This is a genomic window from Mycobacterium seoulense (genome assembly GCF_010731595.1).
GTDB classification, from domain to species: Bacteria; Actinomycetota; Actinomycetes; order Mycobacteriales; family Mycobacteriaceae; genus Mycobacterium; species Mycobacterium seoulense.
Genome location: NZ_AP022582.1, coordinates 1,712,807 through 1,734,248, shown reverse-complemented (window position 1 = coordinate 1,734,248; position 21,442 = coordinate 1,712,807). Strand labels below are relative to the sequence as shown.

Genomic DNA, 21,442 nt, shown 5'->3' with positions numbered 1-21,442 from the left:
TAATACCCCGGCTGGGCCCAGGGAAACGCCGCCGCGGCCCGGCGCCCACCGTCACGCCCGCTTGAACTGTGCTTTCGCCTCTTTGACCGATTCCCCCGCAGCGCGGCCGGCCTCCTTGCTGCGCTCGTAGACTTTCTCGGCGTGCTCGAGTTCTCGCTCGGCACGTCGCAGAGCCGCGGCCGCCTCGTCACGTCGCCGCCGTGCCGCGTCCCGCTCGGCTCGGCATTCCGACAGCCGGGCGTCGGCGTCGGCCTTCTCGCGCTCGGCGGCCGCCACGGCCGAGGCCAGCTTTTCGAGCCGCCGCTGCGCGGCCCCATCGCGCGCGGGCTGCTTCGCAGGCTGCGGCCGCGCTCGCGCCGGCCGCGCCTTCACGTCTCCGGTTCGCTTGGTCGTCGTTACCGGCGCCGCGGCGCCGAAGTCACCGAAACCGGACCACTGCTCGGGCCGGGCCAGCCGGCCGAGCCGCTCCCTGACCTCGGGGTCGGCGATGGCCGCTTGCAGCGTGTTGGTGATGGCGTCGCGCACCGCGGAGGACGGGTTGCTGACATCGGCCGCTTGCAGTGCGGCCCGCGTCAGCTCGTCGATGAGCTGATGCTGCTCGGTGGACAAGTCCCGGATGCGGACGCCGTCCATCGCTGCGTGCGCGGCACGCAGCCGATCGCTCAGGTCAGCCAGGCGCTGCCCGGAGTCCTTGTGGCGCAGCGCAAGCCGGTTGACGATCCACGCCGCTGTGGTCGGTTTGTTGGCCGCGGCAATCCGCTTGGCGGCGGCGCCGTCGCCGCGGCGCCTGGCCGCGGCGGTCAATTCGGTGCGCTCCGCCGTGAAATCCTTCGGCGGCGCCCAGTAGAGACTGTCGAGTTCGTCGTCGGCCATGACGCCATGATCCCCACGCCGGGGCGCGGTCGGTTTAAAAACCGCGCGGCCGTGGCACCTGATGGACAACATCGTCTCCGCTGGGCAGTGACTCGGGCCCGGCGACCAACAGAACGCAGGGATCCGACCAGTCAATGACGTCCCAGAACAGTGATCGGCCCGATCGCCGGATCCTCGGAGACCGCACGCCCCGCCGGTTGCTGATCGCCGCGCTGGTGGTTGCCGCGGTGGTGGGCGGCGTCCTGATCGCGGCATCGCTGGGTTGCTTCGGCGGTGGCTGCGGACATGGCGGCGCCCCGGCGAAAACCGCGGGACCGGCGCAAGTCACGGTCACGCCCGGCCCCGATGCGCGCGACGTGGACCCGCTCGCACACGTGATGGTCAAGGCCGACGCGGGGACGCTGACCGATGTCCGCATGGTCAACGAGAGCGGCAAGCCGGTGCAGGGCGTGATGACGCCGGACAACACAGTGTGGAAGCCCACCGTCCCGCTGGGCTACGGCCGCACGTATACCTTGACGGTCACCAGTCGTGGCCCGAACGGCGTTGTGTCAAACCATGTTTCGTCGTTCTCGACGCTCAAACCGTCCAACCAGACCAAGGTCTCGTTCACCACGACGTCGGAGGCCGCGCTCAAGGATGGCGGCACCTACGGCGTCGGGACCGTGGTCGTGGCCCACTTCGACGAACAGATCGCCGACCGCGCCGCGGCCGAGCGGCAGCTCGCAGTGACCACCGAGCCCAAGGTGGCGGGTTCGTGGTTCTGGGTGGACGACCAAACGGCGCACTGGCGGCCGGAGCACTACTACGCGCCGGGCACGACCGTCACTGCCGAAGCCAAGATCTACGGAATCGCCTTGGGCAACGGCCTATTCGGGCAAGACGACACCAAGGTGTCGTTTCGGATCGGCGACGCGCACGTCTCCATCGCCGACGACGCCACCAAACAGGTCAGCGTCTTCAGCAACGGAACCTTGCTGCGCACCATGCCCACCTCGATGGGCATGGGCGGCACCGAAAACGTCGGCGGCAAGATCATCTCGTTGTGGACGCCGCCGGGTGTCTATACCGTCCTGGACAAGGGCAACCCGGTCGTCATGGACTCCTCCACGTTCGGGCTGCCCAAGAACTCCCGGTTGGGCTATCGCGAAACCATCAACTACGCCACCCGGATCAGCACCGACGGCATCTACTTGCACGAGCTGGACGCCACGGTGTGGGCCCAGGGCCACCAGGACACGTCGCACGGATGCCTGAACCTCAACGCCGACAACGCGAAGTGGTTCTACGACTTCTCGGTGCCCGGTGATGTGGTCGAGGTCCGCAACAGCGGTGGCCCGCCCTTGACGCTGGCGCAGAACGGCGACTGGACGATCAGCTGGGACGACTGGCGCAAAGGCAGCGCCCTGAAGCCCGCGTGACGCAGCTCATTCGTCACCTGCAGTTGTGCCCCACTTCACACTAAACTCTTGACTCGTTCCAAATAAGTGCGTCATATTGGTGCGGTGTCATCGACGGCCGATTACGCGGAACGACTGCGGATGGCCGATCTCCGGGTGACCCGTCCCAGGGTCGCCGTGTTGGAGGCGGTGGACGCCCACCCGCACGCCGACACCGAGACCATCTTCTCTGCCGTGCGCGTCGGCCTGCCCGATGTCTCCCGCCAGGCCGTCTACGACGTCCTCAGCGCGCTGAGCACGGTGGGTTTGGTCCGCCGGATCCAGCCGTCGGGGTCGGTCGCCCGCTACGAGTCGCGGGTCGGCGACAACCACCACCACGTCGTGTGCCGATCCTGCGGGGTGATCGCCGACATCGACTGCGCGGTCGGCGCGGCGCCCTGCCTCACCCCGTCCGACGACAACGACGTTCTCGAAGGCTTCGTCCTGGACGAGGCCGAGGTCATCTACTGGGGCGTGTGCCCCGACTGTTCGACTGCAGGTTCCTAGCTCGCAGCCCAATCACCCCTAAGAAAGGAATGCTGTGTCATCTGATATTTCCCAAGGGCGTCCGCCCCATGAGGACAGCAAGACAGCTAGCACCAGCGAGAGTGAAAACCCCGCAATCCCCTCCCCCAAGCCGAAATCGAATGCGCCCCTGACCAATCGGGACTGGTGGCCCGACCAGGTCGACCCGTCGATGCTGCAGCCACACAACCCTCGGTCCAACCCGCTCGGTGACGACTTCGACTACGCCGCGGAGTTCGCCAAGCTCGACGTCGACGCGCTCAAGGCCGACATGATGTCGCTGATGACCAACTCCCAGGACTGGTGGCCTGCCGACTACGGCACCTACGGCGGCCTGTTCATCCGGATGAGCTGGCACTCAGCGGGCACCTACCGCATCCACGACGGCCGCGGTGGCGGCGGCCAAGGCATGCAGCGCTTCGCCCCGATCAACAGCTGGCCGGACAACGTCAGCCTGGACAAGGCGCGCCGGCTGCTGTGGCCGATCAAGAAGAAGTACGGCAACAAGATCTCCTGGGCGGACCTGATCATCTTCGCCGGCAACTGCGCCCTGGAGTCGTTCGGGTTCAAGACGTTCGGCTTCGCCTTCGGCCGCGAGGACGTCTGGGAGCCAGAGGAAATCCTGTGGGGCGAGGAGGACGAGTGGCTGGGCACCGACAAGCGCTACTCCGGTAAGCGCGACCTGGCCGAGCCCTACGGCGCCACCACGATGGGCCTGATCTACGTCAATCCGGAAGGCCCCGAGGGCAAGCCGGATCCGATCGCCGCCGCCATCGACATCCGCGAGACGTTCGGCCGGATGGCGATGAACGACGAGGAGACAGCCGCGCTCATCGTTGGTGGGCACAGCTTCGGCAAGACCCACGGCGCCGGCAGTGGCGACCTGGTCGGCCCGGAGCCGGAGGCCGCCCCGATCGAGCAACAGGGGCTGGGCTGGAAGAGCTCCTACGGCACGGGCGTGGGCAAGGACGCCATCACGAGCGGTCTGGAGGTGGTCTGGACGCCCACCCCGACCAAGTGGGACAACACCTTCCTGGAGACGCTCTACGGATACGAGTGGGAGCTCACCAAGAGCCCCGGCGATGCCTGGCAGTTCGTCGCCAAGGACGGCGCCGGAGCGGGCACCATCCCCGACCCGTTCGGCGGACCGGGCCGCGCGCCGACGATGCTGGTCACCGACATCTCGATGCGCGAGTCCCCGATCTATCGCGACATCACCCGGCGTTGGCTGGACCACCCCGAGGAGCTGACCGAGGCGTTCGCCAAGGCCTGGTACAAGCTGCTGCACCGTGACATGGGGCCGATCAGCCGCTACCTCGGCCCGTGGATTCCCGAGCCGCAGCTCTGGCAGGACCCGGTGCCGGCCGTCGATCATGAGCTGGTCGACGAGAACGACGTCGCGGCGCTGAAGAGCAAGGTGCTCGCGTCCGGTCTGTCGGTTCCGCAGCTGGTCAAGACCGCCTGGTCCGCGGCGGGCAGCTACCGCAACACCGACAAGCGCGGTGGCGCCAACGGTGGACGGCTGCGCCTCCAGCCGCAACGGAACTGGGAGTGCAACGAGCCCTCCGAGCTCGACAAGGTGTTGCCCGTGCTGGAGAAGATCCAGCAGGACTTCAACGGCTCGGCATCGGGCGGCAAGAAAATCTCGCTGGCCGACCTGATCGTGCTGGCGGGCTCCGCGGCGGTCGAGAAGGCGGCGAAGGACGCCGGCTACGAGATCTCCGTGCACTTCGCGCCGGGGCGCACCGACGCCTCGCAGGAGAACACCGATGTGGAGTCGTTCGGGGTCCTCGAACCGCGGGCCGACGGGTTCCGCAACTACATCCGGGCCGGCGAGAAGGCGCCGCTCGAGCACCTCTTGATGGAGCGGGCGTACCTACTCGGTGTGACCGCTCCGGAGACCACGGTGCTCATCGGCGGCTTGCGTGCCCTCGGCGCCAATCACGGCGGCTCCAAGCACGGGGTGTTCACCGATCGGCCCGGCGCGTTGACCAACGACTTCTTCGTCAACCTGCTCGACATGGGGACCGAGTGGAAGCCGTCGGAGACCGCGGAGAACGTCTACGAGGGCCGCGACCGGGCCTCGGGCGCCGTCAAGTGGACCGCGACCGCGAACGACCTTGTCTTCGGGTCGAACTCGGTGCTGCGCGGACTCGCCGAGGTCTACGCCCAGGACGACAACCAGGGGAAGTTCGTCGAGGACTTCGTCGCGGCGTGGGTCAAGGTGATGAACAGCGACCGGTTCGATCTGAAGTAACACCCGGAAAACCACGCGGCGCCCCGCCAGCCATCGGCTCGCGGGGCGCCGTGCGTCAGGGTCAGCGCGGGAAATCCCACTGGCCGAAGTCGGGCGCCAGCACATCGTCGATGTCGACGTTGATCCCGCCGAGGAGCGGACTCGGGTTCGACGGGCTGTTGACCACGGCCTGGTAGAGCACCGCCGCGGGTTCGCGCGCGCCGTGCGACCAGGACTTCGTCTGCCATGCCCACCGGTGGCCCGCGGTTGACGAGTTTCCGATGACACCGTCTCGAATCGCCCAGCCGCACGCATTGGCGTGCCCATAGATCCCGGTGCGGCCCACGCCCAGTGCGGAGTTGATCCCCCGAAACCATTGGACGGCAACACTGTTCCAGGTGTTCTCGTCGATGTCGTCGTCGACGCTGAAAAAGATCGGCGCCGACGCCGGGCCCCCGGCCGCGCCGTGCAGCCGCTGGGCCGTATGGGCGTCGGCCACGCCGCCGTCGAATCCCCGGGTGTAATCCGACGGGTCGGGCCACCCGGGTTTGCCGTATTGGAAGTTGCTGACAATGTGCAGTCCCACCGCGCGCAGAGCGTCGGCGTATTCGCGGGTCAGTGGCTTCGCCTCGAAGTTGGCTCCCGGCCGCGAGTCCGACACGTAGTTGACCACGCCGTCATAGCCCGCCGATTTGATCTCCTCCGGTGCAATTCTGCGTTCGGCGAAATCGATCAGTCGCATGTCGGCGGCGAACGCCTTCCGGTCGTTGAAGGGGCCGGCCGCGGCGCTCAGGCCCAGGAAAATCGGCGCGGCGGCGAACTTGAGTGCGTCGCGCCGCGATACCGATCGCCACCCGCCGAGTTCGCCAGACGCGGCCGAATCCTGCACGGGCGTGATGTTAACAAATTGGGCAAAAGCGGAGCTCGGCCGCCGTGAACCGGGCTCCGGGGCGCGGCCGGCGGGCGCCCATCCGGGGCGGGGCATGGCGGCTGATACCTCGTTCGGCGCGTGAGCGGCTGAACGGTTCGAGTCCCTTCGGCGCCGGGTGGCATGATCTTTGCGTGCCGGATTTCCGTGAGACCGTTTACCCGGGAGCCGGTGACGTCGGAGCTCGTTGCGCTCGATTAGGTGGTCGAACTATAGTCTGGACACATGTCCAGTTTGCTGTCACGGAGTTCGGGAGTCCGTTGACCGCGATGGATTCGGCGCTATTCCGCGGTCATTCACCAGCACAGAAGAGTTGAGTATGCGAATTGCCCTGCTGTCCTACCGTAGTAAAACCCATTGCGGCGGACAGGGCGTCTACGTGCGCCATCTCAGCCACGGGCTGGCTGAACTCGGTCATGACGTAGAGGTGTTCTCGGGTCAGCCCTATCCCGACCTGCTCGACCCGAGGGTGCGGCTGACCAAGGTGCCAAGCCTCGATCTCTACCGCGAACCCGACCCGTTCCGCGTGCCGCGGCCCAGCGAGATCCGCGACTCGATCGACCTGCTGGAACTGCTCACCACGTGGACCGCGGGCTTTCCGGAGCCGAGGACGTTCACCATGCGGGCCGCGCGGTTATTGGCCGGGCGGGCGGCCGATTTCGACGTCGTCCACGACAACCAGAGCCTGGGCACCGGCCTGCTCCGGATCGCCGGCGCCGGGCTGCCGGTGGTGGCGACCGTGCATCATCCCATCACCCGTGACCGCGTGCTCGATCTGGCCGCCGCGCGGTGGTGGCGAAAACCGTTGGTGCAACGCTGGTATGGGTTTCTGGCGATGCAGCAGCAGGTGGCGCGCCAGATCCCGGACCTGCTGACGGTTTCGTCGTCGTCGGCCGCGGATATCGTGAGCGACTTCGGTGTCTCTCCGGAGCAGCTGCACGTGGTCCCGCTGGGCGTTAACACCGAACTGTTCAAGCCGGGGTCGCGGCCCCGGCATCCCGGGCGCATCATCGCGATCGCCAGCGCGGATACCCCGCTCAAGGGCGTGCGCACCCTGCTGCAGGCGGTCGCGCGGCTTCGCACCAGCAGGGATCTCGAGCTGAGGCTCGTCGCGAAGGTGGAACCCAACGGCCCGACCCACAAGCTCATCGCCGAGCTCGGCATCTCCGATATCGTCCACATCACCAGCGGGCTTTCCGACGCCGAGTTGGCCGCGTTGTTCGCGTCGGCCGAGGTAGCCTGCATTCCCTCGCTCTACGAAGGGTTTTCGCTACCGGCGGTGGAGGCCATGGCCAGCGGAACGCCGATCGTGGCCAGCCGGGTGGGCGCGCTTCCCGAAGTCCTCGGGTCGGACGGCTCGTGCGCCGAGCTGGTACCGCCCGCCGACGTCGACGCGCTCACCCGCGCGCTCGGTGACCTGCTGGACTCGCCGGAGAAGCGACGGAATCTCGGCAGGGCGGGACGAACCCGCGCGGTCAACGTGTTCAGCTGGGAAGCCGTGGCCGCTCAAACCGTGCGGGTCTATGAGCGGGCGATCGCACGCAACGCCGCCTCGGCCGCCTCCGAAGGCGAGACGCAATGCTGACGGTCGATTTCGACCGGTTGCCGGTCGGACCGGGGGCCAAGGTCATCGACGTCGGGTGTGGGGCCGGCCGGCACGCCTTCGAAGCGTATCGGCGCGGTGCCGATGTGATCGCATTCGACCGCGATGCGGACGAATTGCGTTCGGTGGACACCATTTTACGCGCGATGGCGGAAGCCGGTGAGGCGCCCGTGGGAGCGTCGGCGAAGGTGGTGCTCGGCGACGCGTTGAAATTGCCGTACGCCGACGAGACATTCGACTGCGTGATCGCGTCGGAAATCCTGGAGCACATTCCGCACGACGACGCCGCCATCGCCGAACTGATCAGGGTGCTCAAGGCCGGCGGCACCCTGGCGGTCAGCGTGCCACGCTGGCTTCCCGAACGGGTGTGCTGGCTGCTGTCCGACGAATACCACAGCAATGAGGGTGGCCACGTACGCATCTACCGTGCCAGCGAATTGCGCGCCAAGATCCTCGACGGCGGAATGCAATTGACGCACGCCCACCACGCGCACGCGCTGCATTCGCCCTTCTGGTGGCTGAAATGCGCTGTGGGCGTGTCGAACACGGATCACCGCGCGGTGTCCGCGTACCACAAACTCTTGGTGTGGGACCTGATGCGGCGACCGAAGATCACGCAGCTGGCGGAATCGCTGCTCAATCCGCTGGTGGGTAAGAGCGTCGCGATGTATTTCGTCAAACAGCCGGCGGCGGAAAGCCCGGCAACGGTGGGATATTCAGTTGCGTCGGTTTAACCCACCATCGGTCGCGGGCGTCCTCAGTCCCGAGCAATGTCACCAGACCGCGCTGTCAATCGCGGCCATCCAGGAGCCCTCAGGAGCCATTCCCTGGTCCGAGGGCGGCCACACCGATCCATGGGACCACGTGGAGTGCGCGATGGCGCTCACTGCCGCCGGACTGCTGGAACCGGCGCGCGCAGCGTTCGATTGGAGCCGTCGCACCCAGCGGCCCGACGGCTCCTGGCCCATCCAGCTCCGTGCCGGGGTCGTCGAAGACGTCAACAGCGACAGTAACTTCTGTGCCTACATCGCCACCGGTGTCTGGCACCACGTGCTCGTGACCGGCGACCGGCGCTTCGCCACCCAGATGTGGCCCGTCGTGCACAAGGCCATCGACTTCGTCATCGACTTGCAGATCGGCTATGGCGAGATCTGTTGGGCCCGAAGCGAAGCCGGTCCTTTGGAGGAAGCGCTGATCACCGGTTGTGCGAGCGTGTTCCACAGCATCCGGTGCGCCCTGGCGCTCGCCGCCCTGATGGGCGAGCCGCAGCCGGAGTGGGAACTGGCGGTGGGCCGTCTCGGGCACGCGATAGCCGCGCACCCCGAGGCCTTCACCGAGAAGGACCGCTACTCGATGGACTGGTACTACCCGATCCTCGGTAGTGCGCTGCGCGGGCCGCAGGCGGCCGCGCGGATCAGACAGCGCTGGGACGACTTCGTGGTCGGGGGTCTGGGCATTCGCTGCGTGGTCGACAGACCCTGGGTAACCGGCGCCGAGACATGCGAACTGGTGATGGCGCTGGACGCCATCGGCCAGCGGCAGGCCGCCCATCAACAGTTCGGCGCGATGCAGCATCTGCGTGAGCAGGACGGCTCGTACTGGACGGGGCTGGTCTTCGCGGACGGGAAACGGTGGCCCGAGGAGCGCACCACGTGGACGGCAGCGGCGATGATCCTCGCCGCGGATGCGCTGTCGAACACCACGGCGGGCGCCGGGATCTTCCGCGGTGAGGGATTGCCCATGGGCCTGCAGACGGACTTCGACTGCGAATGCGTCGCTGCCGGCCCCGGTCGATGACCCGAGCCCGCTAGATCACCTCGCCGGGCTGACCGCTGACGCGTTCGAGCACCCGCAGCGACCCGGTGGCTGAAACCTCTCTGAACTGCCCCGAATCGATTGCGCGACAGTAGATGTAGTACGGGGGGCGTCCGCCGTCCCTGGGGTCCGGGAACACGTCGTGGATGGCCAGCGCGCCGCCGACGGCCACCCACTTCGCCCATCCGTCGAAGTCCTGGTTGGCGGCGGCCTCGCTGTGGCCGCCGTCGATGAACAAGAACCGCAGCGGCGACCGCCAGGCGGAGGCCACGACCGGCGACTTGCCCACGACGGCGACGACGTGGTCGTCCAGCTCCGCGGCATCGAGCGTGCGCCGGAAGGTCGGCAGCGTGTCGAACAGTCCCGTGACCTCGTCGACCAGCGAGGCGTCGTGGTACTCCCAGCCGGCCTGGTGCTCCTCGGAGCCGTGGTGGTGATCGATCGTGTAGAGCACGGCGCCCGTCTGTTGGGCCGCGGCTCCGAGCAACACCGTGGATTTGCCGCAGTACGTGCCGATCTCGACGCCGACGCCGCCGTCGAGATACCGCAGGGCGGCGTCGTAGAGCGCGCGCCCCTCGTCGGCGGGCAGAAAACCCTGCACCTGCTCGGCCAATGCAAACAGGCGCTCGGTTAATCCGACGTCGGAGTGGCTCACAACCCGAACCTATCGGTCACCGGTGTCACGCCATCAGGGTGGTCGGCACCGGCCGGCAACATTGGCCAGCGGCCGCGTCGCGATCGCTCTACGATCATGCTGTGCTCGTTCGCAGACTCGCTGACATCGGCCTGGCGGCGGTTCTGACCGCGGCCGCGCTGGCGCTGCCCGTTGTGCTGGCACCGTCCGTGATTCCCAATGCCGCTGCCGCGAATTGCCCGCCGGTGCAGGTGGTGTTCGCCCGCGGCCGAATGGAATCGCCCGGGGTGGGGGCGCTGGGCAACGCGTTCATCAGTTCACTGCGGTCCAAGGTCCACAAGAACATCGGCGTGTATGCGGTGAACTACCCCGCCGACACCGAAGTCGCTCAGGGCGCAAACGACATGAGCCACCACATTCAGGACATGGTCAACAACTGCCCGAACACCCGGCTGGTGCTGGGCGGCTACTCGCTCGGCGCGGCGGTGACCGACGTCGTGCTCGCGGCGCCCATCAGCGCGTTCGGCTTCGACAGCCCCTTGCCGCCGGGCACCGATCAGCACATCGCGGCGGTGGCGCTATTCGGCAACGGCAGCCAGTGGGCCGGTCCGATCACCAACTTCAACCCGACCTACAACGACCGGACCATCGAGTTGTGCCACGGCGCCGATCCCATCTGCAGCCCGGCCGACCCGAACACCTGGAAGGCGAACTGGCCGCAACACCTTGCCGGTGCCTACATCGATGCCGGCATGGCCAACCAGGCAGCCGATTTCGTCGCCGGCAAGCTCTGAGATCGCGCGCGGAGCCCACCGCGGACGGACGAATACGCTCCCGCTTCAGCGGGATTCGATGGCAAGCCGCTCCCCCGATCGGCTTCTACTACTCACGGTAGTAGCAATCGGAATCGGTGTGAACGCTCAACCGCAATTCGAAAAACGGTTCCGTGCCGGCTTAGCGCAGTTCGGGCCACCAAGAGGCCGAGCCTTGCGGTAATTCGCGCGGAATGGTCAGGCCGGGGTGTTGGTGCTCGAGTACAGCTTGAAGTTGCGAATGAGCGGGATGACCTCGCCGCCGGGAATCGCCGCGCGCTCGCGCGCGCGGAATGCGGGATGACGGCGCATCGCCTCATGACGTTCGCGCTCGTAACGCTGAGCCGCGGCCCATAACGGATGGGACTGGAGGCAAATAACCGTCGCTCCCGTTGTATCAGCCACGATCGTCAACCCCTCTCAGTGCAACGCGCTATAAAACGACCGGTGGTTATCGGTTTGTGATCTCAGAATGCCCGGCCGATCCTGAGACCAAACCATCCATGAAGTTGAGAATTAGCCATGAATTTCAGTTAATCCGTCAACCACCGCTGCGCCGCCGTCCGTGCAGGCCCGCCGGCAATCCGAAACGTTAGCGGCGGCTACCGACACATTTCCGTTTCGGCTCCGTACGGCGGGGGCTGCTATGGTCCCTTGCGTATGGCAAAGATTGATCGCCGCCGCCTGATGTTGACGACCGGGATCGGCGTGCTGGCAGCCGCGCTGCCTGCGCCGCAAGCCCGGGCCCAGCCGGCAGACCGCACACCCGTTCCTGCCGCGCCCAGTGGCCAGACCGGCAGCTACATCTTCCAGGACGACTTCACCGGTCCCGCCGGTTCGGCACCCGACTCCTCGAAGTGGACGGTGGCGAAGGCCCGCGAGACGATCAAGGACCCGACGTATTGGGAGCAGCCCGAGCACATCGGGCAGTACCGCGACGACCGGCGCAACGTCTTCCTCGACGGCAACTCCAACCTCGTGCTGCGCGCCGCCAAGGATGGACCCACCTACTACAGCGGCAAGGTGCAAAGCCTCTGGCGCGGCGGCGTCGGCCATACCTGGGAAGCCCGTATCAAACTCGACTGCCTGACCGCGGGCGCGTGGCCGGCCTACTGGCTCGGCAATGACGACCAGGGCGAGATCGACGTCATGGAGTGGTACGGCAACGGCAGCTGGCCTTCGGCGACCACCGTTCACGCGAAAGCCAACGGCGGCGAATGGAAGACCCACAACATCGCGATGGACAGCGGGTGGCACACCTGGCGCACCCAGTGGGACGAAGCCGGCATCCGGTTCTGGAAGGACTACGCCGACGGCGCCCAGCCGTACTTCGATGTGCCGGCGAGCTCGCTGCCGGATTGGCCGTTCAATGCGCCGGGCTACACCGTTTATCCGGTGTTCAACCTGGCGGTGGCCGGTTCCGGCGGCGGCGATCCCGGGCCGGGAACCTACCCCGCCAACATGCTCGTCGACTGGATACGGGTCTGGTAGTCCAGCGCCCGGCAGCGTTCCAGGAGCCCCGCCGTCGGCGCCTCGCGGAACGCCAGCACCATGTGCTCGCAGCCGAGTCGCTCGAATTCGGGTAACAACGCCAGCTGTTCATCCACCTGGCCGGGTTCGGCCGGATGCAGTGACACCTGCGCGGAACGCTCGATCTCGCTCGGGTCCCGGCCCACGGCGGAGCACGCGTCGAAAAGCCTGCCGTTGACTTCCGCCCACCTCTGGGGCCCCTCGTGCCCGGGCATGTTCCACATGTCGGCGTGGCGCGCGACGACGCTCAACATCTTCGGCTCGGTGCCGCCGATCATGATCGGCGGGTGTGGCCTCTGCAGCGGCTTGGGCTCGCACAGCGCGTCTTGGAGGGTGAAAAACCTGCCCGCGAAGGTCACCGATTCCTCGGTCCAGAGCCGACGGATCACGGTCAGCGCCTCGTCAACCATCGCGACGCGGGTGCCGGGGCCGGGAAACTCGATCCCATAGCCGCGATGCTCGGCCTCGTGCCAGCCGGCCCCGATCCCGAAGTCGAGCCGCCCGCCGGAAATGTGGTCGACGGTGACCGCCATCTTGGCGAGGATCGCCGGGTTCCGGTACGTCACGCCGGCTACCAGGCAGCCGATGCGCGCCTGTCGAGTCACCACCGCCATGGCGGCCAGCGTGGTCCAGCCCTCAAAGGTCGGGTCGGTGTGTTCCATCGGCCCGTAAAAATGGTCGTAATCCCACACCGCTTCGAAACCAAGACGATCGGCTTGGCGCCACAACTGCTCGAGTTCGGGATATTTGAAACCCAGGTCGAATTTGACCGTGATGCGCATGCGGCGATATTAAAACCGGCACCGCAGTTCCGCAGCGCAAATAGCCAAATCCCCCAATCGTCGGGCGACCGTAAGATGCCGGACCCGCCGCATTAACCCTTTGGGCGCACCACACTCGCTATGAATTCCGATGTAATCTGTTGCGCCCCTGGCTAATCGGACAATTGATGCGCGGCTCAACGGGTGAGGAGGGCCACCGCGCTCCACGCCCTTCCACCCGGGTGACGCGGATCCGGCTGGGGCAGCCAGGCCAGCGGGCGCATCCACAACGGCAGGCGGTGAAAGCGGTGGGCGGCCAAATAGAGCGCCTCCACGTGGACGGTTTGCCAGCCCAGGCCTTCGAAATATGCCAGCCCGTTTTCGGGCGCGAACTTGAACGGTGCGTTTTGCAACATGCCGGCCATTTTCTTGTTCATCATCTTTTTCAGGCCCGGCCCGGCGAAGTCGAGCATCCACCAGCCGATCTCGGGCCGCGTGAGTGCCGCTGAAAGCGAGACGACGTCGGCGTCGTCCAGATACATCAACAGGCCCTCGGTCAGCACCAGCGCCTTGGTGGCGCCGCGCAGGGCCTCGTCGAGAAACGCGCCGCGGGCCGTGGGGTCGGCCAGATCGACCGCGATGCGAGTCAGCCGGCACCGCGGCACCTCGTCGGCGAGCAGCTGGGTCTTCTCGGCGAGCAACTTCGGCAGATCCGCCTCCACCCAGGTCAGATCGGCCGGCAGCGCCAGCCGATAGGGCCGGGTGTCCAGACCGGCGGCAAGATTCAGCACCCGGTCGCAGCCGCCGGCGATCGCTTCCGCGATGGCGTCGTCGATGATTTTGGTCCGCGCGACGAGCCACCAGCCGTTGCGGGTCGATCGCGGGACGGCCGCGACGATCTCGCGGCCGTGTTCGCCGGCCAGGCGTTCTGCGAGCGGGTCGTTGAACAGAGCATCGGGCCGGGCCGATTCGGTTGCCCGGTGCAGCGCGGTCCAGCGGGCGGTATCGGAGACATGGGTGATCGCGTGATCGGGGCTTGACATACGTTGCGTTATAGCAGCGCTGTCGCCGCTTTACTGGCCGGCCTTGCCGCCCGCGAACCAGGCGCTGGTCACCGCGTGGGTCTGGGGCGGCGGGAAGGCGGTGCCGGGTGTGCCGAGTTGACCGACCTTGACCGTCCACACCGCCGACGAGCGGTCGACGCAACTCCCCGCGCCCTGGCTGGGCAGCCATAGCACCGCCAGGTGCGCGCCGGTGCCGCTGCAGCTGTAGGCGCCCTCGTACCCGTCGGCGCGTGCTCCCCACGCACCCCCGTTGCGCAGCAGGCAATGGGTGCCGTCGTCGAGGGTCAGTGCGAACGGGTCCGGCGTGGCGGTCGGCTGCACGGGCGGAAGCGGACCGCTGTAGCTCACCCGATGCAGACGCTGCTGCCAGGGATCATCCACGCACAGCAGCGATCCGGGCGTCGACGGCCAGCAGGTGCCGGCGCCGGCCGCGCTGGGCGAGCAGTAGTACACGTTCTCGGCCACCGCCGACGGCGACGGGGTGCTGCAGTCGCTGACGGCGTAGACGTTGCCCTCGGGGGGCGTCTCCCGGTAGCCGTTGATCGGTTGGCCGCTGGGCCCGACGGCCACGGCGGTGATCTGCTGCGTGGGTGACGGGTCTGCGGCGGCCGGCCCGGGCAGCGACAGGGCCGCCATCGTCAGCACGGCGACGGGGATTACGACGATTCGCGACGCGACGTTCATCGAGCACAACCTTTCGCTCGGCGGCCCCCGAATGAAGGGTACGGTGCGCTAATGACCGGACGAAACCGTCGTTTCCTGCTTCGCGAACGTCCCACCGGCCGTATCGGCCCCGGCACTTTCGAAATGACCGAAGAGGCGATCCCCGACCTCGGCGACGGCGAGGCGCTGGTGCGCGTCGATTGGATCTCGCTCGACCCGACGAACCGCATGTGGATCAACGACACCCCGACCTACCTGCCGCCGGTCGGGATCGGCGAGGTCATGCGCGCCGCCGCGCTCGGCGAGGTGGTCGCGTCCAACAGTTCGACCCACACCGTCGGACAGAAGGTGCAGGGCCTCCTCGGCTGGCAGGAGTACGCGGTGGTCTCGGACACGTCGCTCGTCAATCCGGTCGACGTCGCGCAGGGCATCTCGCCGAGCGCCTACCTGGGCGCGCTGGGGATGACCGGGCTCACCGCGTGGATCGGGATCCGCGATATCGGCAAGCCACAGCCCGGCGAGACGGTCGTCGTTTCGGCGGCGGCCGGCGCGGTCGGCTCGGTGGCCGGCCAGCTGGCCAAGGCCGCCGGAGCGCGCGTCGTCGGGATCGCCGGGGGGCCCGAGAAGTGCTCGCTGCTCACCGACCGGCTGGGCTTCGATGCCGTCGTCGACCACCGTGCCGACGACTGGCCCGCCCAGCTGGCCGCGGCGACACCCGACGGCATCGACGTCGACTTCGAGAACGTGGGCGGCGAGATCATGGACGCGATCTTCGCTCGCCTCAACATCGGCGCCCGCGTCGCGCTGTGCGGTTTGATCTCCGGCTACAACGCGGAAGACCCGCCACCGGGTCCGCGCGCGTTCGGGAACCTGCTCATCCAGCGCGCCACCGTGCAGGGCTTCATCGTCCTCGACCACTTCGGGCGCGCGCCGGAAGCTCTCAGCGAGATCGCGGGCCTGATCGAGGCGGGAAAGCTCACGCCGCTCGAGACCGTGGTCGAGGGGTTCGAGCAGCTGCCCACGGCGATCAACATGCTGTTCGACGGCAAGAACGTCGGCAAGCTGGTGGTCAAGGTCGGCTGACGCTCAGCCGAATTCGAGCAGGGCGTAGACGCCGCGATACGGCTGCACCGGTGGGAAGCGCCAGAACGCGGGGTACAGCGTTCCGAAGAACATGCCCCGACCCGGCGGCATCGGCACATCGTGGAAGGCGCGGACGCCGGGCATCGTCTGCGGCAACTTCGCCAGTTGACGGGTCGAGAGGCTGAACGGCATCGGCGGCACCCGGTAGCGCTTGGACGAACGCAGGCCCTTTCGTGCGATCTTCTTGACCACGGTCGGGGGGAGGTCGAAAAACATCTGACCGCCGGGAAAGCTCTCGGCGCACTGAGCGATCAGTCCCAGCGCGTCGTCGGGCTGCAGGTACATCAACAGACCTTCGGCGGAGACGAACACGCCGTTGTCCGCGTCCACCTTGTCGATCCAGGTGTAGTCGAGAGCGGATTGTGCGAGATGGGTGATGCGCGCGGAATGCGGCAGCAGGCGCTGCCGAAGTTCGACGACGGGAGGCAAGTCCACTGAGACCCACCTGAATCGCGGCTCGGGTAGTGAGCGGTCCAGCCGCCAGAAGGACGTTTGCAAGCCTTCCCCGAGCGCGACGACGGTCGCCGCCGGGTGGGTGGTGAGGTACGCGATCGCGCATCGGTCCACGGCCAGCGAGCGCAGCGCCATCTCCTGACCCCTGCGGCCGAACTTCTCGAAGTCGAAGTCGATGGCGTCGACGAGCTTGACGGCCATGGGGTCGTCGATGATCGGGTCGGGCTGCGCGGCCTGGTGTGCCCGTCCGTAAAGCGTCAGCAGCGCCGTTTCCGATACGCCGGTCAGCAGCCCAGCCTGCACTTTGCGGTCATTGTGATGAGTCATCTCCGCGACAACCGTATCGGCAGTCGTCTCGCTGGGCAGCGCACGCGACCACGGGCCGATCCGGCGTCCCATCTGGGCTACTCCGGCGCGGACGCCGGATCGATGGGAATCGCGATCTCATTGCGACGCCGCATCGGCAATGTCCAGGGCGGATCGTAGAACCAGGCCTCGGGGTCGCCGGCTGGCTGAATCCCCTTGTCTTGCAACGCGTCCAGGAGTTCGCGAGTGCGAGAGGCGACCGCCTTGGGGCTGCGGTCACCGCTGAATCGCAGCACCGCGACGGTCGCCGGCGGCACGGTGACGAGGCGGACCCGGTCATCGTCGGGGGCGGGCAGGGTGTCCATCGTCCACTTCGCGGGCATGAAAAAGCGGATCGTCCAGCCGCTCTCGGTATCGGCGGACTGGACGACGGGTGCGGTCATCGCGATCTGCTCGCCGCCCCGGCTCGACTGCTGGCTGACGGGTGCGGTCATGGAGATCGATTGATCGCGCCGATTGCCGCCGAATATGTAGCCGGCCAATCGTCGGAACCCGGCGTCGCGAGCGCGGTTTTCGTCGGCGTCGACCGTCGTCTCGGCGGCGATCCGCGGACCGTAGCGGCGGATCTCGACGGCGGCGGTCAGTGGCTGGCGCGTGTACTTCGGTTCCTCGGTACCGATGCGGATGCCGCCCACCGCCAGGACCGATTCGGCCACCTGTTCGGCGAGCTTGAGCGGATTGATCATCGGGACCGTTTCCTTCCTCGATTTTTCGAAGAGCAGGCGAAGCCGAGCGTCGCGAACCCACACCCCGGCGGATACCCGGCGAGCGGGCATGCCACGCCGCGGTGTGGCTGTCCCTCTGAATTGATCCACCCGCGCGGGTGGCCCGCAAGTGAGGTCATTCCCCGACAGCGGTGTCGCCCGACCCTTGTCTTTTCGCGGGAATCGGGGGTGGCGCGTGTCGTGGTCGCGGGGTGTTTGGGATCGGTAGCCGGTTCGCGCGTCTGTACTTGGCGCAACGACGACGCCAATCCGGCGGCGCCCCACGAAAGGAAGTCAGAAATGAAGATCGTCCCGGCCGGCATCGAAGAGCAGATCAATCGGGTGGACCGGCAGCGCAGCCTCTACATCGGCCTCAGCACCGGCGCGGTGGCGCTGTGGAGCGCCTTTCGCCTGATCTGGGCCCTCTACATCGGGATGACATTCGGCTGGTTCCTGGGTTCGATGGTCTTCCAGCTGGTGCTGTGGGGCGTGATCGGTGCGGTCTCAGGGGTCGCGGCCGTCGGGTTCCTGACTCGGTACGCCAAGGGATCTTGACCCCTTCCGGCGCAGGCAAAGTTCCGAACCCACTACGGGTTCGGAACTTCTGCGTTTTGCGCCCGCGGGGAAGCGAAAGGACTCGTCAGCGCAGTTCTTTAATCCGGATCAGGTTGCCCGCCGGGTCGCGGACGGCGAAGTCACGCTGCCCTTGGCCATCATTTCGGGCTGGCTCAGGGGGCCGACGGTTGGCGGAGCAGCGTCAGGTTTCGCAGCCGCTGCGCATCGTTGGGTCCTCGGCGCACCGGTGCCGCCTACGCGCCGACCAACTCTGGATGAAACTTGACGGCCATGCGGCGCAACCCGTCGCGCCAGTCCACCGTCGTGCCGCCGATGAGCTCGTGCATCCGCGCGCAGTCGGTGGGATTGCCGCGCAGCGCTTGAGCGCTCACCTCGAAGACCGGCTCCTTGCCCACGAGTGAACCGAGGTAGCCACACCACTCCTGGATGCTGACCGTTTGGTCGCCGCACCAGTTGACGGTGGTCGCCGGTACCGTGGCCACCTCCAGCAACTTCGGGATGGTCGCGATGATGTCGTCCTCGTGAATCGGGTTGTAGCGGGCGGGTTCCCCGGGCGGGACGGGGATCGGGATGCCCGCGAGCATCATCTCCATGTGGTAGAACGGCCACCCCCCGTTGTCGCCGTAAGGAACGTTGAGCCGGGCGATGGTGGTCGGCACTCCGAGGGCCCGCGCCATCGACCGGGCGACAACCTCCCCGGCGATCTTGGAGATGGAGTAGGTGGGGAACAGCGGCTTGTGGTTGTCGCCCAGGGCGGCGCCCTCGGCTCGGGGGTTGTCGCCGGGTGGGTCATAGACGGCGGCCGAAGAGCAATGCAGGAATGCCCTGGCGCCGCGGCAGTGCGCCATGAGCAGGCCCACCGACTCCGCATTGGCCGCGAGGTCCTTGTCCCAGTGCCCGCTCTTGGCCACCGCGAGGTTGAGGACGTACTCGAAATCGTTTGGCAGTTCGCTGAAGTCGCCGGCCGCCAAGTTGACCGTCTGGCAGTGGACGCCCGCCTTCTCCAGACCTTCCCGCGCCGCCGGATCGGTGAAGCGGGCGATGCCCCACACCTCGTTGTCGGCCGCGAGTGCCCGCGCAATGGGGGTCGCCAGTTGACCGGTCGGTCCGGTGATCAGGATCTTTGAGCCGCGCATGGGCTGATAGTAGGCGACGATCACCGGAGGCCGACGATTTCGAGCTTTTGCGCGGTGGCTAGGGACCGAGTCGGCGACCGGGTTGGGCCCGGCTGAAAGTGTGGGCAGCACACCGCCGGCGCCCTTAGACTTGATTCATCGTCCGGCGCAGCTGGTCTCGACGTACCGGCGCTCATCGCTCGCACAGGAGCACACGCACATGGAACCGCTGTCACATGACCCGGCCGCGGGCGTCATCGGGGTGCAGGTGGTCGACATGGCCACTCGAGGCCTGGCCTCGGGCGCTGCCGCGGCCGGCCCGGTGACCGCGCTGGCTCCCGCCGGCGCGGACGAGGTCTCGATGCAGGCGGTGGCGGCGTTTGCCGCGGAGGGCACGGCGATGCTGGCCCTCAACACCGCGGCTCAGGCAGAGGTCGCCCGGACGGGCGCTGCGCTGACCGACATCGCCCGGATGTACGCCCAGGTGGACAGCGAGACGGCCGGCTCGTTGCATTCGGCCGGCGGGCGAATCGCCGGCCAAACTTTCGTCGGACCGGCGGGTGGCGGCGGATTGATGCCCGCGGGGCCGCCGCTCGGCGCGGGCGGCCCGGCTCCCTGGGACACGTCGCCGGTCAACGCAGGCCCCGTCGCCAGCCCGGCGCCGACGGTGCCGACCACCTCGCCGACGGTGCCGGGCCCGGCCCCCGCGATGCCCGCCGCCGTCAACGCGGCGTCGACATTGCTGGGCGCCGGCGCCGCCCCCCTGAGCTCACTCGGCTCGATCGCCCAGGGCGCATCGGCAGGCGGCGCCGCCGGGCCCGGCCTGGCCTCGTCGCTCACCGGCAACCAGGACGAAGGCCAGCGCGACGAGCCGGACGACCAACAGCCGGGCGAGCGCCTGGTGTAGGCGGCAGCGTCAGCGACTCACAGCCCCGGCTGGTCGTCGATGATGCCGAGCCAGATCTGCGCGACGTCGATGGCGACCTTCTCGCTGATGAAGGCGTGCTGCGTCCCGGTGTAGATGTCCCGGAAGGCGCGTTCGAGCCGGCTGCCCTCCCGGATCGAGCTGGTGCCGGCGACCAGGTGTGCCCACTCCGCGCAGCCTCGGGCGGTATCGGTCGCGTAGACCGCCGCCACCCGCATGTCCGCGCGCAGGGCAGGTGTCAGCTCCTCCCCCGACGCGACCGCGGCCTCGGCGGTGGTGAACGCGTCGATCACCAGCAGACGGGCGGCTCGCCAGGCCGCGCGGTGGTGCGCCAGCCCCTTCTGGAAGGTGGGGCGGCTGGCCAGCGACGCCATGTCACTCATCCGGAACTTCGTCGCCGCAAGCTCCTGGACGTCGTCGAGCATGCTCTTGGCGACGCCGAGTGCCCACGACGCGTGGCCGGCGGCGGTGACCGGCATCAAGCCCATCCGGGTGGCCGGCGACGCGCCGCGATGCGGCCGGCGCGCGAACAGCTCGAAGGTGCGGCTCGCCGGCACGAACACCTCCTGGGCGCTGTAGTCGTAGGATCCGGTCCCCTTCAGCCCCTGCACGAACCAGCCGTCGTTGAAGCTGATCTGGTGGCGGGGAATCACCGCGACCCGCATCTCGGGGAAGCCCTCACTGATCCAACGCATCTCGCCGTTGTCCATGGGCAGGAACCCGGCCGCGACGTACTGGGAGTGCCCGGTGCCCGAGCCGAAGTTCCACGACCCGCTCACCAGGTAACCGCCGTCCACGGCGGATCCCTGACCGTTGGGGAAGAATTGGCCGCCCATGGTGACGCGGTTGTCGTGTGCAGTGAACACCTCAGCGAAGCCCTCGTCGGGTAGATACGCTGCCGCGGCGAACGAGGACGGCAGGTTGGCGATCCCGACCCAGCCGAAAGAGCCGTCCTGCCAAGCCATTTCGATCCAGGTCTCGATCATTTCGGTGAACGACGGTTCCATGCCGCCGGCCTCGACGGGGTTGAAGGCGGACATCAGCCCGGTCGCCCACATCTCGTCGACGATCGCCGGGGTGAGGGTGCGCATCCGCTCGGATTCGGCGGCCTCGGCCTGCACCAGTTCGCGCATTCCGCGGGCCAGCGAGACCACCCGGTCATCGGTGTCGGCAATCGACGTCATTAACCTGTCCCATCATTGCGCCGCGGGAAACTGATATCGGTGACCGTACCAACCGCTTTCCGTCGAGAGGGATGAAATCGCGCGCCGTGCAAG

The 21,442-nt window shown here is 67.6% G+C and carries 21 protein-coding genes; 11 read left to right on the top strand and 10 right to left on the bottom strand.

The window, feature by feature from the left end; genetic code table 11:
- Positions 1–51: 51 nt before the first annotated feature.
- Entirely contained in the window at positions 52–873 is an 822-nt protein-coding gene (locus G6N37_RS07960) for a hypothetical protein (protein WP_163678331.1), read from the bottom strand.
- A gap of 134 nt (positions 874–1,007) precedes the next feature.
- Here G6N37_RS07960 and G6N37_RS07955 point away from each other — a divergent pair, with 134 nt between their 5' ends.
- From G6N37_RS07955 to katG, 3 genes are all read left to right on the top strand, one after another.
- The gene (locus tag G6N37_RS07955; protein ID WP_163678328.1) at positions 1,008–2,294 is read left to right on the top strand and encodes a L,D-transpeptidase; all 1,287 of its coding nucleotides are present in this window, start codon (positions 1,008–1,010) and stop codon (positions 2,292–2,294) included.
- Between the two features lie 84 nt (positions 2,295–2,378).
- A complete protein-coding gene (locus tag G6N37_RS07950; protein WP_163678323.1) occupies positions 2,379–2,819 on the top strand; it encodes a Fur family transcriptional regulator in 441 nt (146 codons plus the stop codon).
- Positions 2,820–2,853: 34 nt separating this feature from the next.
- Positions 2,854–5,094, top strand: a complete 2,241-nt coding sequence (katG, locus tag G6N37_RS07945) for a catalase/peroxidase HPI (protein ID WP_163678321.1) — start codon at positions 2,854–2,856, stop codon at positions 5,092–5,094.
- 61 nt (positions 5,095–5,155) lie between these two features.
- On the opposite strand, the gene G6N37_RS07940 is transcribed toward katG, so the two are convergent.
- On the bottom strand, positions 5,156–5,962 hold the full coding sequence (locus G6N37_RS07940) for a DUF1906 domain-containing protein (RefSeq protein WP_232075347.1): 807 nt from the start codon (positions 5,960–5,962) through the stop codon (positions 5,156–5,158).
- Positions 5,963–6,320: 358 nt separating this feature from the next.
- Here G6N37_RS07940 and G6N37_RS07935 point away from each other — a divergent pair, with 358 nt between their 5' ends.
- The 3 genes from G6N37_RS07935 to G6N37_RS07925 are packed head-to-tail and all read left to right on the top strand — an operon-like array spanning position 6,321 to position 9,401.
- The gene (locus G6N37_RS07935) at positions 6,321–7,586 is read left to right on the top strand and encodes a glycosyltransferase family 4 protein (RefSeq protein ID WP_163678315.1); all 1,266 of its coding nucleotides are present in this window, start codon (positions 6,321–6,323) and stop codon (positions 7,584–7,586) included.
- On the top strand, positions 7,580–8,338 hold the full coding sequence (locus tag G6N37_RS07930) for a class I SAM-dependent methyltransferase (RefSeq protein WP_163678312.1): 759 nt from the start codon (positions 7,580–7,582) through the stop codon (positions 8,336–8,338). Before G6N37_RS07935 ends, G6N37_RS07930 begins: the two co-directional genes overlap by 7 nt.
- Positions 8,325–9,401 carry a prenyltransferase gene (locus G6N37_RS07925; RefSeq protein WP_163678309.1) on the top strand — a complete coding sequence of 359 codons (1,077 nt, stop codon included), beginning with the start codon at positions 8,325–8,327 and terminating at the stop codon, positions 9,399–9,401. Before G6N37_RS07930 ends, G6N37_RS07925 begins: the two co-directional genes overlap by 14 nt.
- A 10-nt stretch (positions 9,402–9,411) precedes the next feature.
- On the opposite strand, the gene G6N37_RS07920 is transcribed toward G6N37_RS07925, so the two are convergent.
- Positions 9,412–10,074: a class I SAM-dependent methyltransferase gene (locus G6N37_RS07920; protein WP_163678307.1), complete on the bottom strand. Its 663-nt coding sequence runs from the start codon at positions 10,072–10,074 to the stop codon at positions 9,412–9,414.
- A gap of 101 nt (positions 10,075–10,175) precedes the next feature.
- On the opposite strand from G6N37_RS07920, the gene G6N37_RS07915 reads away from it, so the two are divergent.
- Positions 10,176–10,847 carry a cutinase family protein gene (locus G6N37_RS07915; protein ID WP_163678304.1) on the top strand — a complete coding sequence of 224 codons (672 nt, stop codon included), beginning with the start codon at positions 10,176–10,178 and terminating at the stop codon, positions 10,845–10,847.
- Positions 10,848–11,525: 678 nt separating this feature from the next.
- On the top strand, positions 11,526–12,356 hold the full coding sequence (locus tag G6N37_RS07905) for a glycoside hydrolase family 16 protein (protein WP_163678301.1): 831 nt from the start codon (positions 11,526–11,528) through the stop codon (positions 12,354–12,356).
- Here G6N37_RS07905 and G6N37_RS07900 read toward each other — a convergent pair.
- The 3 genes from G6N37_RS07900 to G6N37_RS07890 all read right to left on the bottom strand — a co-directional run bounded on the left by G6N37_RS07900 (position 12,314) and on the right by G6N37_RS07890 (position 14,904).
- Entirely contained in the window at positions 12,314–13,177 is an 864-nt protein-coding gene (locus G6N37_RS07900; RefSeq protein ID WP_163678298.1) for a TIGR03560 family F420-dependent LLM class oxidoreductase, read from the bottom strand. The genes G6N37_RS07905 and G6N37_RS07900 overlap by 43 nt on opposite strands.
- Before the next feature lie 176 nt (positions 13,178–13,353).
- Complete coding sequence (locus tag G6N37_RS07895; RefSeq protein WP_163678296.1) at positions 13,354–14,199, bottom strand: class I SAM-dependent methyltransferase; 846 nt, start codon at positions 14,197–14,199, stop codon at positions 13,354–13,356.
- Between the two features lie 30 nt (positions 14,200–14,229).
- Positions 14,230–14,904: a hypothetical protein gene (locus tag G6N37_RS07890; protein WP_163678291.1), complete on the bottom strand. Its 675-nt coding sequence runs from the start codon at positions 14,902–14,904 to the stop codon at positions 14,230–14,232.
- Between the two features lie 51 nt (positions 14,905–14,955).
- Between G6N37_RS07890 and G6N37_RS07885 the strand changes: the two genes are divergently transcribed.
- Positions 14,956–15,966: an NADP-dependent oxidoreductase gene (locus G6N37_RS07885; protein ID WP_163678287.1), complete on the top strand. Its 1,011-nt coding sequence runs from the start codon at positions 14,956–14,958 to the stop codon at positions 15,964–15,966.
- A gap of 3 nt (positions 15,967–15,969) precedes the next feature.
- On the opposite strand, the gene G6N37_RS07880 is transcribed toward G6N37_RS07885, so the two are convergent.
- Together G6N37_RS07880 and G6N37_RS07875 are read right to left on the bottom strand one after the other, a co-directional pair.
- Positions 15,970–16,806: a class I SAM-dependent methyltransferase gene (locus tag G6N37_RS07880; RefSeq protein ID WP_163678285.1), complete on the bottom strand. Its 837-nt coding sequence runs from the start codon at positions 16,804–16,806 to the stop codon at positions 15,970–15,972.
- Positions 16,807–16,883: 77 nt separating this feature from the next.
- Entirely contained in the window at positions 16,884–17,531 is a 648-nt protein-coding gene (locus tag G6N37_RS07875; protein ID WP_163678282.1) for an SOUL family heme-binding protein, read from the bottom strand.
- 318 nt (positions 17,532–17,849) lie between these two features.
- On the opposite strand from G6N37_RS07875, the gene G6N37_RS07870 reads away from it, so the two are divergent.
- Positions 17,850–18,104 carry a hypothetical protein gene (locus G6N37_RS07870; protein WP_163678279.1) on the top strand — a complete coding sequence of 85 codons (255 nt, stop codon included), beginning with the start codon at positions 17,850–17,852 and terminating at the stop codon, positions 18,102–18,104.
- Positions 18,105–18,358: 254 nt separating this feature from the next.
- On the opposite strand, the gene G6N37_RS07865 is transcribed toward G6N37_RS07870, so the two are convergent.
- Positions 18,359–19,261 (bottom strand): NAD-dependent epimerase/dehydratase family protein, encoded by a 903-nt coding sequence (locus tag G6N37_RS07865; RefSeq protein ID WP_163678276.1) that lies wholly within the window; start codon positions 19,259–19,261, stop codon positions 18,359–18,361.
- A gap of 199 nt (positions 19,262–19,460) precedes the next feature.
- On the opposite strand from G6N37_RS07865, the gene G6N37_RS26435 reads away from it, so the two are divergent.
- Positions 19,461–20,147, top strand: coding sequence for a PE family protein (locus G6N37_RS26435; RefSeq protein ID WP_179961886.1), 687 nt, complete (start codon positions 19,461–19,463; stop codon positions 20,145–20,147).
- Between the two features lie 17 nt (positions 20,148–20,164).
- Here G6N37_RS26435 and G6N37_RS07855 read toward each other — a convergent pair whose 3' ends face one another.
- Positions 20,165–21,349, bottom strand: coding sequence for an acyl-CoA dehydrogenase family protein (locus tag G6N37_RS07855; protein WP_163678273.1), 1,185 nt, complete (start codon positions 21,347–21,349; stop codon positions 20,165–20,167).
- Positions 21,350–21,442: the final 93 nt, after the last annotated feature.

Coding starts and splice junctions, on each gene's coding strand:
- G6N37_RS07960 (WP_163678331.1), bottom strand. CDS start 873: ATGGCCGACGACGAACTCGACAGTCTCTACTGGGCGCCGCCGAAGGAT.
- G6N37_RS07955 (WP_163678328.1), top strand. CDS start 1,008: ATGACGTCCCAGAACAGTGATCGGCCCGATCGCCGGATCCTCGGAGAC.
- G6N37_RS07935 (WP_163678315.1), top strand. CDS start 6,321: ATGCGAATTGCCCTGCTGTCCTACCGTAGTAAAACCCATTGCGGCGGA.
- G6N37_RS07930 (WP_163678312.1), top strand. CDS start 7,580: ATGCTGACGGTCGATTTCGACCGGTTGCCGGTCGGACCGGGGGCCAAG.
- G6N37_RS07905 (WP_163678301.1), top strand. CDS start 11,526: ATGGCAAAGATTGATCGCCGCCGCCTGATGTTGACGACCGGGATCGGC.
- G6N37_RS07900 (WP_163678298.1), bottom strand. CDS start 13,177: ATGCGCATCACGGTCAAATTCGACCTGGGTTTCAAATATCCCGAACTC.
- G6N37_RS07895 (WP_163678296.1), bottom strand. CDS start 14,199: ATGTCAAGCCCCGATCACGCGATCACCCATGTCTCCGATACCGCCCGC.
- G6N37_RS07890 (WP_163678291.1), bottom strand. CDS start 14,904: ATGAACGTCGCGTCGCGAATCGTCGTAATCCCCGTCGCCGTGCTGACG.
- G6N37_RS07885 (WP_163678287.1), top strand. CDS start 14,956: ATGACCGGACGAAACCGTCGTTTCCTGCTTCGCGAACGTCCCACCGGC.
- G6N37_RS07880 (WP_163678285.1), bottom strand. CDS start 16,806: ATGACTCATCACAATGACCGCAAAGTGCAGGCTGGGCTGCTGACCGGC.
- G6N37_RS07875 (WP_163678282.1), bottom strand. CDS start 17,531: ATGATCAATCCGCTCAAGCTCGCCGAACAGGTGGCCGAATCGGTCCTG.
- G6N37_RS07870 (WP_163678279.1), top strand. CDS start 17,850: ATGAAGATCGTCCCGGCCGGCATCGAAGAGCAGATCAATCGGGTGGAC.
- G6N37_RS07865 (WP_163678276.1), bottom strand. CDS start 19,261: ATGCGCGGCTCAAAGATCCTGATCACCGGACCGACCGGTCAACTGGCG.
- G6N37_RS26435 (WP_179961886.1), top strand. CDS start 19,461: ATGGAACCGCTGTCACATGACCCGGCCGCGGGCGTCATCGGGGTGCAG.
- G6N37_RS07855 (WP_163678273.1), bottom strand. CDS start 21,349: ATGACGTCGATTGCCGACACCGATGACCGGGTGGTCTCGCTGGCCCGC.